Source organism: Marinilabilia salmonicolor (assembly GCF_003003035.1).
In the GTDB taxonomy this organism is placed as follows: Bacteria; Bacteroidota; Bacteroidia; order Bacteroidales; family Marinilabiliaceae; genus Marinilabilia; species Marinilabilia salmonicolor_A.
In genome coordinates this window covers 117124-130870 of the sequence record NZ_PVTS01000015.1, presented here as the reverse complement: position 1 = coordinate 130870, position 13747 = coordinate 117124, and the positions used below count along the sequence as shown (strand labels likewise).

At 45.7% G+C, this 13747-nt stretch carries 7 protein-coding genes; 3 read left to right on the top strand and 4 right to left on the bottom strand.

The window, feature by feature from the left end; all coding sequences use genetic code 11:
• The first annotated feature begins 247 nt into the window (after positions 1-247).
• The 3 genes from BY457_RS14580 to BY457_RS14570 are packed head-to-tail and all read left to right on the top strand — an operon-like array spanning position 248 to position 7319.
• Positions 248-2461 carry a GH92 family glycosyl hydrolase gene (locus BY457_RS14580; RefSeq protein ID WP_106154063.1) on the top strand — a complete coding sequence of 738 codons (2214 nt, stop codon included), beginning with the start codon at positions 248-250 and terminating at the stop codon, positions 2459-2461.
• A 13-nt stretch (positions 2462-2474) separates the two neighbouring features.
• Complete coding sequence (locus BY457_RS14575; RefSeq protein ID WP_181256494.1) at positions 2475-5006, top strand: beta-mannosidase; 2532 nt, start codon at positions 2475-2477, stop codon at positions 5004-5006.
• Positions 5007-5027: 21 nt separating this feature from the next.
• A complete protein-coding gene (locus tag BY457_RS14570) occupies positions 5028-7319 on the top strand; it encodes a GH92 family glycosyl hydrolase (RefSeq protein WP_181256493.1) in 2292 nt (763 codons plus the stop codon).
• A gap of 356 nt (positions 7320-7675) precedes the next feature.
• Here BY457_RS14570 and BY457_RS14565 read toward each other — a convergent pair whose 3' ends face one another.
• The 4 genes from BY457_RS14565 to BY457_RS14550 form a co-directional block, all read right to left on the bottom strand.
• Positions 7676-8776 carry a hypothetical protein gene (locus tag BY457_RS14565; RefSeq protein WP_106154061.1) on the bottom strand — a complete coding sequence of 367 codons (1101 nt, stop codon included), beginning with the start codon at positions 8774-8776 and terminating at the stop codon, positions 7676-7678.
• A gap of 14 nt (positions 8777-8790) precedes the next feature.
• Entirely contained in the window at positions 8791-11094 is a 2304-nt protein-coding gene (locus tag BY457_RS14560; protein WP_106154060.1) for a GH92 family glycosyl hydrolase, read from the bottom strand.
• Positions 11095-11512: 418 nt separating this feature from the next.
• Positions 11513-13069 (bottom strand): sulfatase, encoded by a 1557-nt coding sequence (locus BY457_RS14555; protein WP_106154059.1) that lies wholly within the window; start codon positions 13067-13069, stop codon positions 11513-11515.
• A gap of 10 nt (positions 13070-13079) precedes the next feature.
• The gene (locus BY457_RS14550; protein ID WP_106154058.1) at positions 13080-13730 is read right to left on the bottom strand and encodes a carbohydrate-binding family 9-like protein; all 651 of its coding nucleotides are present in this window, start codon (positions 13728-13730) and stop codon (positions 13080-13082) included.
• Positions 13731-13747: the final 17 nt, after the last annotated feature.

Here is a 13747-nt window from a genome sequence, read left to right as displayed (position 1 = left end):
CAAATGTCAGATCTACTAATGGGTTGCTGGTTCATGTGTTTGGAAAACTGGCAGCAGCTTTTATTGGATTGATAATTTAACCCTTAATTCGCATTAGTAGAACAATTACACATAGGTTGGGAGATGCTCCCGGAGTCTGTCTGATTTCAATCATTCTGCTCCGGGGCATTTCTTTGTTTAACTGTTGGTCTTTCAATTTCTCCCGGGTTAGCTTATTTACTTTTAGGGTCATTAATCAAATGTAATTATGAAAAAATCTCCTTTCCTGATAGGTCTCCCGTTCATGTTGCTCCTTCTATTTGTGTCTTGTCAACAAACACAAAGGGATGCGGAGCCTCGCCTAACCGATTATGTAAATCCATTCATGGGTACCGATGGTCCGGGGAATACCTATCCCGGAGCTACAGTCCCCTTTGGCATGGTGCAGTTAAGTCCCGATATTGGTTACTCCGGATGGGACCGGATTGCCGGGTATTTCTATCCGGATAGTATTATTACCGGCTTTAGCCATCTTCATCTCACCGGAACAGGTGCCGGAGATCTCTATGATATTTTACTTACGCCGGTAAACAGCAGTGCTGTTAAAACCACTCCCGAAAACGGAAACCGTCCGTATTCAACTTTTTCTCATGAAGATGAGCATGCCGAACCAGGGTATTATCAGGTCTTCCTGCAGGACTATGGCATTAATGCTGAACTAACTGCCACAAAAAGAACCGGAATTCACAATTATACTTTTCCTCAGGATGAAAACTCCGGGTTTATTCTGGATCTTGGGTACTCCCTGAACTGGGACCGGCCGGTGATGACTACTATTAAAATAGAAGACGATCAGACCATTTCCGGATATCGGATGTCCTCAGGCTGGGCTCCCGACCAGCGGGTCTGGTTTGTGGCAAAGTTTTCGAAGCCAATTGAGAAGACTACTCTTTTTCTGGATGGAGAAGAAGTGGAAGGCAAAGAAGTAAAAGGGACTCATACAAAGATAGACTTTCGGTTTTCCACAAAGGATCAAGAAGAGGTAATGGTAAAAGTGGGAATTTCGAGTGCCGGAAGAGATGGAGCTCTGGCCGCTATTGAGTCTGAAGCCCCTCAATGGGACTTTGACGCTTACCGTGAACAGGCCTCGGATATTTGGGAGAATGAACTAAGCAAAATAAAAGTGGAGAGTGCCAATGAAGTCTGGAAAAGAACTTTTTACACCGCGCTTTATCAGTCGATGCTGGCGCCTACTCTTTACAGTGATGCCAATGGATATTACAAAGGAGCTGATGGAGAAATCCATCAGGCAGAAGGGTATGAAAAATACGACACCTTTTCACTCTGGGACACTTTCCGGGCTGCTCATCCGCTTTATACCATTATGCATCCCGACAGGGTTCCGGATATGATACAATCGATGCTCAGCCACTATCGGGAGACTGGGTTGTTGCCGGTTTGGTCGATGCAGGGAAATGAAACCAATATGATGATTGGTTATCATGCTGTTCCCGTAATTGTGGATGCGTGGTTCAAGGGTATTGGCGGGTTCGATCCGGAAGAGGCCTTTGAAGCTTGCAAATCCAATGCCATGTCGGATGATCATGGCATCAGAGAGTACCGCGAACTGGGCTATGTGCCCCTTTCCGATGATCACGAAAACTGGTCGGTATCTAAAACACTGGAGTATGCCTACGATGACTGGTGTATCGCCATGTTTGCAAAAGATCTTGGTAAAACAGAGGATTATGAATATTTCATTGAAAGAGCTTCCAACTGGAAAAATCATTTTGATCCCGAAACCGGGTTTATGAGACCGCGTCATGCGGATGGTCGTTTTATCAGTCATTTCGACCCCAAAGAATACACCGACCATTTTTGTGAAAGTAACGGCTGGCATTATTTCTGGTTTGTTCCTCACGATATAGAAGGGCTGCGTGACAAACTCGGGAGTGAGCGCTTCAGTCAGCGGCTGGACAGTATGTTTACTTATGAGCCGGAAGCGTCTGATGATCTACCCATTTTCAGTACAGGAATGATCGGGCAGTATGCGCACGGCAATGAGCCCAGTCACCATGTGGCTTATCTTTACAATTATACCGGAGAGTCCTGGAAAACGCAAGAGCGTGTTCGACAAATATTAACAGAGATGTATCAGCCGGAACCCGCAGGACATTGCGGAAATGAAGACTGTGGTCAGATGTCCGCCTGGTATGTTTTCAGTTCCATGGGATTCTATCCGTTAAACCCCGCGGATGGCAGATATCACATAGGTGCTCCATTGTGGGAAAAAGCGACGATAGCGCTTCCCGGAGATAAGACTTTTACCATCAGGGCTCCCGGTGTTAGCGAAACGGCAAAATATGTGGCATCCGTAACCCTGAATGGAGAGAAACTCAATAAACCATGGATTCATCACAGCGATATTGAAGCAGGAGGAACGCTGGTCTTTGAAATGACTGATGAGCCAAACACCAATTAAAGAAAGGACACTGATGGATAGAAAACTATTATTTATTGCCGGATTTCTCCTGCTGATGTTTTCAGCTTGTGAGGAGCAGCAACCGCTGGTAGGAAAACGTTACCTGAATCAAAACTGGGAATTCAGTCAGGCCGGAACCGATACCTGGCATATGGCAGAGGTCCCGGGTTGTGTACATACCGATCTGATGGCCAATGGCATCATCGAAGATCCTTTTTACCGGGGGAATGAGGACTCGGTGCAGTGGGTCAGTGAAAAAGAATGGGTCTATCGGACCTCTTTCCGTATCGATGAGGTTGAGAAAAGTCATCAGGCAACGGAGCTGATCTTCGAAGGACTGGACACCCATGCCACAGTGCAACTCAACGGAGAGGTGATTCTGAATGCCGATAATATGTTTCGAACCTGGTCAATTGATGTTTCCGATCTTTTGATAAAAGGGGAGAATCATCTGGAGATACTTTTTCATTCCCCTGAGGAATACAACACCCGGCAGGCTGCTAAACTGCCTTATGTTCTTCCCGAGGATGAACGCGTTCATTCGCGTAAGGCTCCTTATCAGTTTGGTTGGGACTGGGGTCCCAGGCTGATTACTTCAGGGATTTGGAAACCTGTTTACCTTAGGTTCTGGAACCATGCAAGAATTGATAATGCATTCATAAAGACGAATAAAATCTCAGATGATAAAGCCGTTTTGAGTGCCGACCTGGAGGTGGATGCCATTCAACCAGCCAACGCTACCCTTAAGATTTCCTCCCCGGAAGGCGCTTTTGAGTCTGTTTCCAGAGAACTGTCTTTGCAAAGTGGGATCAATCAAGTCAGCCTTGATTTTGAAATTCCCGAACCGCAGCTATGGTGGAGCAATGGATTAGGAGAACCCAACCTGTATGACGTGCATGTGGAGTTAGTTGCTGAAGACGGGTATGATGTTTTGAAAGAACGCATTGGTGTGCGTACCATCGAACTTGTGCAGGAAGATGATCAATACGGAAGAAGCTTTGAGTTTCACCTGAACGGAGTTCCTGTTTTTGCCAAAGGGGCTAACTTCATTCCGCTTGAAAGCTTTCCGTCACGGCTTACCCGTGAAGATTATGAAAGTGCCATCAGCGATGCCGTTAAAGCCAATTTCAATATGTTGAGAGTTTGGGGAGGAGGTATTTATGAAGATGATGCTTTTTATGAATTGTGTGATGAGAACGGTATAATGGTCTGGCAGGATTTTATGTTTGCCTGTGCCATGTATCCCGGAGACGACCGGTTTCTTGAAACTGTTCGTCACGAGGTGGAAGACAATGTGGTACGTCTTAGAAACCATGCTTCTCTGGCACTCTGGTGTGGGAACAATGAAATTCAGAATGGCTGGTTCGACTGGGGATGGCAGAAGCGTTTGGGATATTCAGAAGATGATAGTACCCAAATATGGAGCGATTATCAGAAAATTTTTCATGAGCTGATTCCGGAAGTTCTGGGCCAACAGGATCCTACCCGCGACTATTGGCCTTCTTCACCATCATACGGATGGGGGCATGAAGAGGCACTTACCCAGGGCGATAACCACTACTGGGGTGTCTGGTGGGGCATGGAGCCTTTCAGCATGTACCGAAAAAAAGTGAGTCGTTTTATGAGCGAATTTGGATTTCAGGCTTTTCCTCCCTGGGAAACCATAAAGTCCTTTACGCTGGAAGAAGACCGGAGCCTGTTCTCGGATGTGATGCAGGTGCATCAGAAACATCATATTGGCAACAAAACCATTCAGACTTATATGGATCGATGGTATCCGCAACCTAAAGATTTTGAATCTTTTGTTTATGTCAGTCAGGTGATGCAGGCGGAGGGGATGGCGGATGGTATTGCAGCTCACCGCAGGTCAATGCCCTACAGTATGGGAACGCTTTACTGGCAGTTTAACGACTGCTGGCCGGTGGTCTCATGGTCGAGCCGCGATTATTACGGCAACTGGAAAGCTCTTCATTACAGGGTTCGTAAGATTTACAGTAATTTGTATGTCTCTCCTTTTCTTGAGGATGACCGATTAAAGGTATCTCTCGTTTCTGATGAAAGGACATCCGTTAAAGGTACACTGGTTTTGTCTCTTTATGATTTTCAGGGTGAATTGTTGAGGCAACTGTCCGAAGAAGTGGAGGCTTTGCCCAACCAGGGAGTGGAAGTGACAGATCTGGCGTTGCAGGATTTCCTCCAGGGAGCATCTTCCAAATCGACGGTTCTGAAGGCTGAATTCTTAAAAGGAGATGAGGTTCTTTGTGACAATCATCTCTTCTTTGAACTGCCCAAAGATCGTCAGATGGAAGAAGCAGAAATTAGTTTCATCGTGGCCCAAAATGAAAAGGGATTTGAAGTTACACTTGCGACTGATGTGGTGGCAGAGAGTGTTTATCTTAATATTCCTGAAAACAGTGGCCGGTGGAGTGACAACTTCTTTAATATGATTCCGGGAGAAACAAAAACGGTGACTTTCGAAACCGGTGAAGAGATTCCGGATTTTGAAGAAGAACTTGAGATTCGTTCACTGGCTGATGCTTTTTGAACAGATTAAAAAATAAATATCATGAGATTATCATTTGTCAAGTCAGCTAAAAAAGAGGCCTTTTTATACTGTGCTGCTGTTATGGGAATGTTTCTTTTACCATTCACAATACACGGACAGAAGCCCTCTGAATATGTAAACCCTTTTATAGGGACATCCAATTACGGGGCGACCTTTCCCGGGCCGGTGGTACCATGGGGTATGGTGTCGGTAGTGCCGTATAACGTCACCCCGCATGAGGGCAATGAATATTCCAATACCGATGGATGGTGTTCCAACCCCTACGTGTATAACAATGAATTGATGACCGGCTTTTCGCATGTAAACCTGAGTGGTGTGGGTTGCCCGGACCTTGGTAGTATTCTTCTGATGCCCACTACCGGAGACCTGGAGGTGGATTTTAATCGTTATGGTACCGCCATCAGCAATCAGGAAGCTTCGCCGGGTTACTATTCTGCTTTTCTGGACAGGTACAGCATCAAGGCGGAGGCGACAACGACTACCCGAACCGGAATCAGCAGATATACCTTCCCCGAAGGAAAAGCCAATATTCTGTTGAACCTGGGACATGGACTGACCAATGAATCGGGAGCTTTTGTGAAAATGGTTTCCGACACCGAAATAGAGGGTTACAAGCTGATGGGAACATTTTGCTACAATCCTGAAGCCGTTATTCCGGTCTATTTTGTGGTAGAGTTTAGCAAGCCTGCTATTAAACGGGGCTATTGGAAAAAACAACCCCAGCTTCCGGGAACACGGCACCAATGGTCCTCCACCAGCGGTCAATTTAAGATTTATGATAATTATTCTCGCGAGTTGGCCGGCGAACAGATCGGGGCATGGTACTCCTTCGAAACCGAAAAGGGGGAGACTATCGAAGCCAAAGTGGGTGTTTCGTATGTGAGTATTGAAAATGCACGGGAAAACCTGAATGCTGAACAACCTGCTTTCGATTTTGAGCAAACAATGGCCCAGGCAAAGGAGCGCTGGAACCATCAGTTGTCGAAAATTGAAGTGGAAGGGGGTTCGGAAGAGGAAAAGGTGAAGTTTTACACCGCACTATACCACTTACTTATTCATCCCAATATTCTTCAGGATGTGAATGGGGAGTATCCGGCGATGGAGTCAGCTGAAATTCTGAAAACCGACGGGCATAACCGACATACCGTTTTTTCCCTTTGGGATACTTACCGAAATGTGCATCCGCTGCTTACCCTGGTTTATCCTGAGCAACAAACCGATATGCTCAACTCTATGGTGGATATGTATAAAGAGAGCGGATGGTTGCCGAAGTGGGAGCTCTACAGTAGGGAAACCAACGTGATGGAGGGCGATCCGGCTCTTGTGGTTTTGGCTGATTCATATCTTCGGGGGCTTACCGGTTTTGATGTGGAGACGGCTTACGAAGGGATGATGAAATCAGCCATGTCGGGAGGAGATGAAAATCCTCTTCGTCCGCACAATGATTTTTTTAAGAAAAACCATTTCATCGCATTCAGGGACAGCTTTGACAATACCGTTTCCGAGGCGCTGGAGTTTTATGTGGCCGATTACAGTCTTTCCAGACTTGCCCTTGCGCTGGGTAAAAAGAAAGACCATGAAATGCTTTATGAGCGTTCTCTTGGCTACAAGAAATATTTTGATCCGGAGTATGATCTTATGAGACCACTGGAAGCGGATGGTACGTTTATGCCCAATTTTGATCCCATGCAGGGTGAGAATTTTGAACCGGTTCACGGTTTTCATGAGGGCAATTCCTGGCAATATTCATTTGCTGTACCGCATGATATCCGGGGGCTGATGAGACTGATGGGCGGGGCGGATCGCTTTGTGCATCAGTTGGAGCGGGCTTTTAATGACGGATTGTTTGATATGAGTAATGAGCCGGATATGGGTTATCCATGGTTCTTCAATTATGTGAAGGGAGAGGAGTGGCGTACCCAAAGGACTGTGCGCGACTGTGTGAACCGTTATTTCCATACCGGACCTGATGGTCTTCCGGGAAATGACGATACAGGAACTATGAGTGCCTGGTTGCTCTACAGCATGATGGGCTTTTATCCGGTGAGTCCGGCTGATCCTGTTTATACCCTCAGTTCTCCGGTTTTTGACAGGGTAACCATTCATCTCGATGAAGATTATTTCCCCGGGGAAAAGATTGTCATCGAGTCGGTGAATAATTCTGAGGACAACATTTACATCCGGAAGATGGAACTTGGCGGAAAACCGCTCAGGAAATTTATGATATCACACGATGAGCTCATTGAGAAAGGATACTTGAAGTTTTATCTGGATGATCAACCGGACAGATAGTGCTTGCAGGAAAACGCCAATTGCTGCGTTGGGCTTGCCTTCAAAACAGTCATTTACGAAAAGTAAATTCCTGTTTTTCAGTCATCGCCCGCCTTGCACTTGACGCTTTCTTATCAAGCACACCCAAAAACAGGAGTTTTCTTGCTGATATAAAAGGGGGGCGTGGGAACAACTCCACTCCCAATGGGTTGCTCTGGGGTATTGCTCTCAGGCTTTCAGCCTTTTTTCGCCTTACCTGTTTTATAAATAGGGTAGGTTAAACAGAAGAACCATATTTTTTAATACAAAAGAGGCTGCCCGCAGATACGCTTTGACAGCCTCTTTTTGTTTTTTGCAGGTACGACCTGCTGTTTGTCTTATTTTGAGAAAATTTCTGAAGAAAGGGCTTCCCAGTGTTCATCAGTCATGCGACCGGGCGTGAAGAGGCAAACTCCTGTTGCTCCGTTTTGCACCGACAGGCGGATTGCTTCTTCAAGTTGTTCCGGGGTAAGTCCGTGAAGTTCCGGATCGGATGGCTGGTCATTCTCCGGCAGTTCCGGACGAATAAACAGACCGCTGAAGAGCTTCCCCTTGCCTTTAGTGGCCGTCACTCCTTCTTTGGTGACTTCACCAATCCAATTGACATCCTCCAGATAAAAATCGTTGTAATTCATCGGATAAAAGGCGTCAAGATTCCACTTGTTCCATTCCTGGCGGACTATTTTCTGCGCTACGGAATGGGGGCCTGGAAAAACCGCCGCTGAAATCTCTTTCCCCTCCTGATGAACAGCATCAGCCAGTCTGTTGACGATTTTGGTAATCAGATCGTACCGGAACTGTTTCCATTCGGCAACTGCTGATGGATCTTCAACTTCTTTAATGTCGATGCCTGTTTCAGCTTTAAATCTGCTTGTGCATGAATCGCAGTAGCAATAGTCAAATTGTGGGTATTCCCGGTCCATTACCAGGTCATATTTGTCCCATAACCCCCGGGCCAGAATGACATCAGGGAAGCGGATGTAATCGAGATGAACACCGTCAATTTCTTCCACTTTTGCGATGCTGACATAGAGATCTTCAAGAAATTGATAGACCTCTTCTCTTTCAGGACATAGAAAAGTATAGTAAGGCACGTAAGCAGGGTCAGTCAAGGCGGATTCTCCCTTGCCATTGACTGCATACCAGGACGAATCCAGTTTTTCGGAATATCCCTGTACCATGGTGGGGACCCAGGCATGAAATTCCAATCCGGCCTCTTTGGCAATCTTTCCTACCCGGTGATAGGTGGCCGGATCGTGACCGCCATTGTACATCAAAGCGTCAATGCCTTTGTTCTTCAGATCCGAGAATTGTTGTGCCAGTTCCTGATCAGTGGCTTCTCCGGGACCTCCCATCCAGGCATGGACAGGAATTTTTTCTATAGAGGAATTGCAAGCTGTAGCCAGGATAATCAGGAAAACGAAAAATAATTTTTGCATAGCTTTTCAGATTGTTATGGTTTCGTGTAAGAGTAGGGATAGGCTTCTTTACTGGTGCCACGTGACTTATTGGGCTCGTCGGCCATCCGGAATTCAATGAAAGCGCCTTCCATCAGATCGGAATAGCGGACATAATTCTTGTCCCATAACTGACCGTTTATGTGCATTTCATCAATGTAGCGGTTCCGGCTACTGCTTTTTGGGGCAGACAGGATAATTTTGTTGCCGTTTTCCAGTTGAACAGTCATTTTTGGAAACAGAGGAGTCCCCAATACATATTGGTCGCTTCCAGGGGTGACAGGATAAAATCCCATAGAGCTGAATACATACCAGGCTGATGTTTGTCCGTTGTCCTCGTCGCCACAATAACCATCGGGGTCGGGTGTATATAACCGGTCCATCACTTCGCGAAGCCAGTATTGTGCTTTCCACGGCTGCCCTGCATAATTGTAAAGATAAATCATGTGCTGTATGGGCTGATTCCCATGTGCATACTGGCCCATGTTTACAATCTGCATTTCACGGATTTCGTGGATGGGAAATCCATAATAGGTATCGTCAAAATCGGGAGGCATTGCGAATACTGAGTCGAGCATGGTAATAAAGGTCTTTTCTCCCCCCATCAAATTGATGAGTCCCTGAGTGTCGTGAAAAACCGACCAGGTATAGTGCCAGCTGTTGCCTTCGGTAAATGCATCACCCCATTTCAGAGGGTTGAAAGGTGTCTGGAAAGAGCCGTCTTCATTTTTGCCCCGCATGAGGTTGGTCTCGGAATCAAACAGTTTCCGGTAATTCTGGCTTCTTTCCTCAAACAATTTGATCTCCTTCTTGGGGCGGTTAAGCTCTTTTGCCAACTTCCAGATGGTCCAGTCTGCAAATGCATATTCTAAAGTGCGGGCAGCATTTTCATTGATGCCCACATCGTAAGGGACATACCCCAGTTCGTTATAGTATTCATGGCCAAGCCGACCGGTGGCTTCAACTTCCGCATGAACATTCTTCGTGCCATGCAAAACAGCTTCATAAAGGGTTTCCATGTCATACCCCCGCAGTCCTTTCAGGTAAGCATCGGCTACCAGCGTGGCAGAGTTGTTCCCAATCATTACGGAACGGTGCCCGGGACTGGCCCATTCCGGAAGGAACCCACTCTCTTTGTAGGCATTGACCAGCCCTGCCTGAATCTTTTCATTGAGAGAAGGGTACATCAGGTTAAAGAAAGGGAAAACGGCGCGGAAAGTGTCCCAGAATCCGTTATCTGTGAACATATAGCCAGGTAAAACTTTCCCGTTGTAGGGACTGTAATGCACAATGTTTCCCTCTGAATCATATTCATAAAACTTCCGTGGAAATAGCAGTGTGCGGTAAAGGGCTGAATAGAAAATTTCTGTCTCTGCCAAAGTTCCTCCTTCCGGAATCATTCGACCCAATTCACGGTTCCAGATCTCTCGTCCTTTTGCTTTTACCGTTTCAAAATTATCGGAGCCAATTTCTTTCAGGTTGAGATTGGCCTGCTCATGACTGATAAAGGATGAGGCCACCCGTGCATTTACTACTTCTCCTTTTTTTGTGTTAAATCTGACGGCCACCCCTGCATGTTCACCCGTAAGTTCGGTTTGATTTTCTTTCAGCTCATCTTTTTCCCATACATTGTATGACGAAAACGGCTTGTCGAACTCCACTACGAAATAATTCCTGAAGTTCTCCGGAACACCTCCGCTGTTGCGGGTGGAGTAGCCGATAATTTTGTTCTCCTCAGGAATCACTTTTACATAGGAGCCCTGGTCAAAAGCGTCAATGATTACATAGGATTGATCATTCTCAGGGAATGTAAACCGGAAGCGGGCAGCGCGTTCTGTGACCGTCAGCTCTGTGGTTACATCGTATTCCGCCAGGTAAACGCTATAGTAATGTGGATTAGCGGTCTCTGCCTTATGAGAAAACCAACTTGCTCTTTCTTCTTCATTGATTTTTAATTCCCCTGTTACAGGCATCAATGAAAAGTTTCCATAGTCATTCATCCACGGACTTGGCTGATGGGTCTGTTTAAACCCCCTGATTTTATCAGCATCATAAGCGTATTGCCATCCATCACCCATTGGAGCTGTTTGGGGAGTCCAGAAGTTCATTCCCCATGGGAGGGCCATGGCAGGGTAAGTATTTCCATTGGACAAGCTGAATTTGGAATCGGTCCCTATTAACGGGTTAACATAGTCAACCGGCTCTTTTGCTGTGGGTGCCGTTATTTGACCTTCAGCTGGTTTGGGCCCGCTCCAGAGCAGTAAGACGCTCAGGATTAGTGTCATTCCGGATTGTTTCATAGCACTTGTGATTTAATGATTATTCTTTCTTTAAACAATTACTGGTTTGTTGATGAGGTCAAACCTCTGATTTTGTTAGCTTCTGCAACCCTTCAATCCAGGTGGTTGAGGGTTGGATTACTGGTCAAATTTAGTAAAAGTTGTAAAAAGATCAGGTACTTATGTGAAAAAATAAAATAAGTGCTGTACTGGGATGGTTGAATTATTTCCAACAGAGGTTAGAACACTCCTGGCGCATTTGATTTTATTGTAAAAATGGAATGAAGGAAGCTTCTGTAGTTTGTTGAGGACAAGGAGTGGAAGAAATCAGAATAATGAGCAAAGTAACAATGAAAATGAATTTTGCTCAATACGAAGGTCAGAAAACTGTAGTTATCTTATAAAGTCAATGTCGCGGTTTTTTTGCATCCCGGTTAAATTACTTCTCATCCGGCCAGGGCACAGTTTTGCCTGTTGATTTAAATACAGGCCTCTGTGCTTTTGATTTGCGAAGGAAATTACCTAAATCATTAGACAGCTCTTTGATCTTCTCAGGAAAATCTGTACTTAAGTCATTTGTTTCACTAATATCGTTTCGGAGGTTGTACAACTCTTTTTTTTGGTCTTTGTACCAGTAAATCATTTTCCAATCTCCTTTTCGAATGGAGCTGGTGGTCCCAATTCCCGGGCCTTCAGCTCCCCATTTATTGGGGTAGTGCCAGTACAGTGGTCGGTCTGATTCCTGAAAGCTGGTGTTGGTGAGGAGAGGCAGAAAACTTTCACCATCAATTGTTTGAGAAGTCACAGGAGTTTCAATGCCGGCCATTTCCAGAATTGTGGGAAAGAAATCTTCAATGATGACAGGAGTTTCACAGGTAGTGGCTGCTTTTGTTAATCCCGGATGTTTTACAATCATTGGCACTCTTATTCCGCCTTCATAGGCAGACCCCTTACCACTTTTTAGTGGAGCATTGTGAGTATGCAGAGGTTTTGTACGTGTGTGGGCACTGAGTCCTCCGTTGTCGGACATGAAAAGGATAATGGTATTTTCGGTCAGATCATTTTGGTCGAGAAAAGTTAAGATATCCCCCAGGCTTTTGTCCATTCCTTCAATCATCGATGCATATGCCGCTTCTGTTTCATCGAGGCCCGCGTCCAGATATTTTTGCACAAACCTGTTATCTGCCTCGATGGGTGTATGAACCGCATAATGTGCCATGTAGAGAAAAAAAGGTGTCCCTTTTGCAATTGGTTTCCTGATTGCGTTGAGGGCTTCGAGTGTAAGAGCTTCAGTGAGATAAGTGTCTGTTCCATGGTATTTGTTAAGGCCTGGAACATCCCAGTCGCTGCGACCGTTTCTCCGCTTTGAACTGTAATTATTTTCTCCTTTAAAACTACCGGGGGCTCCGGCTGCGTGCCCCGCTATGTTGACCTTGAATCCGAGGTTTTCCGGGTTCTCACCCGGTGTATTCATGGCTCCAAAATGAGCTTTGCCTGTATGGATGGTATAATATCCGTGGTTGCTTAGAATTTGGGGCAGAGTTGTTGCCTGGATTGTATTCTCAATGGAATCTACGGGTTGAAGTCCGTTGACATTCCATTGCGGAAGTCTTAATTCCGGATGGGGTTTGTCATTGTTGGTATTTTGTTTTAATGTCCAGTTGGTTACTCTGTGACGGGCGGCATTCATCCCCGTCATAAGGCTGACGCGGGTGGGAGAGCAAACAGCACAGGCATAGGCCTGAGTGAATTTCACTCCCTGATTTGCGAGCCTTTCCATATTGGGCGTGTGGTAACGCTTGTTGAATTTGGTAGAATCTTTCCAGAATGGAACCGACGTATCCTGCCAACCCATGTCATCCACTAAAAACATAACGATATTGGGGCTTTGCTTATGGGGACTGTCAACCGCACAAGAAGAAAGTATTGTCCCTGAAAGCAATGATAGCCCCATCAGGCTTCTACTCTTTTTTTTGAGGATACTCAGATTAAGCATGTTTGAAAATTTATGCCAGTTCAACAGTCCCGAAAAAGTCCGGTCGGTGAAAGTTGGGTTCTTTGATTTCAATGGGATTCCAGGAAACAAAATGGGGTTCGGGCGTTTTGTCCCCGCACTTGTAAAAATTACCCTTCAATTGCATCCCCTGCGTAAATTTCATCCCCGGATGGTTGACAAATGTGGCCGCAGGAATAATCATGGTTAACTGATATTCAAACCGGCCACTTTGAGGTTCTATGGTTTTATGTTCCAGGGTGGTGTGTTTTTTGACGGCATCGATGATGATAGAGTCCAGCAGGGTTCTTTCTTCTTTTTTCGCTCCCCATCCGATGAGCTGCGTGCCGATGCAATTGGTTTCCAGATTGTAATAACCCTCATTGTCAAAGGCGCAGAAGAATTCACAGCAACTGTCTTCCCACACATTTCCGTTGGTTTCGGTTTCCATGGCTCTGATGTGGTTTTCGGTCACATCGAATTTGAGGAACAGGTTGTTCTGGTTGTAAGCCATTAAGAAAGTAACTGCGGGTTGGTAGGGGAACGAATTCCAGTTTACCCGATTTATGCTTCCCTTTGCACCTTTCTTCTCAAGCTCTTTGCTGATGGTTTCCAGGTCGTAAATGGAGTCTTCTATCTTTGGAATGATAAGTTTTTCGGACATAAATCTTTTTTTTTGGT

Coding starts and splice junctions, on each gene's coding strand:
- BY457_RS14580 (WP_106154063.1), top strand. CDS start 248: ATGAAAAAATCTCCTTTCCTGATAGGTCTCCCGTTCATGTTGCTCCTT.
- BY457_RS14575 (WP_181256494.1), top strand. CDS start 2,475: ATGGATAGAAAACTATTATTTATTGCCGGATTTCTCCTGCTGATGTTT.
- BY457_RS14570 (WP_181256493.1), top strand. CDS start 5,028: ATGAGATTATCATTTGTCAAGTCAGCTAAAAAAGAGGCCTTTTTATAC.
- BY457_RS14565 (WP_106154061.1), bottom strand. CDS start 8,776: ATGCAAAAATTATTTTTCGTTTTCCTGATTATCCTGGCTACAGCTTGC.
- BY457_RS14560 (WP_106154060.1), bottom strand. CDS start 11,094: ATGAAACAATCCGGAATGACACTAATCCTGAGCGTCTTACTGCTCTGG.
- BY457_RS14555 (WP_106154059.1), bottom strand. CDS start 13,069: ATGCTTAATCTGAGTATCCTCAAAAAAAAGAGTAGAAGCCTGATGGGG.
- BY457_RS14550 (WP_106154058.1), bottom strand. CDS start 13,730: ATGTCCGAAAAACTTATCATTCCAAAGATAGAAGACTCCATTTACGAC.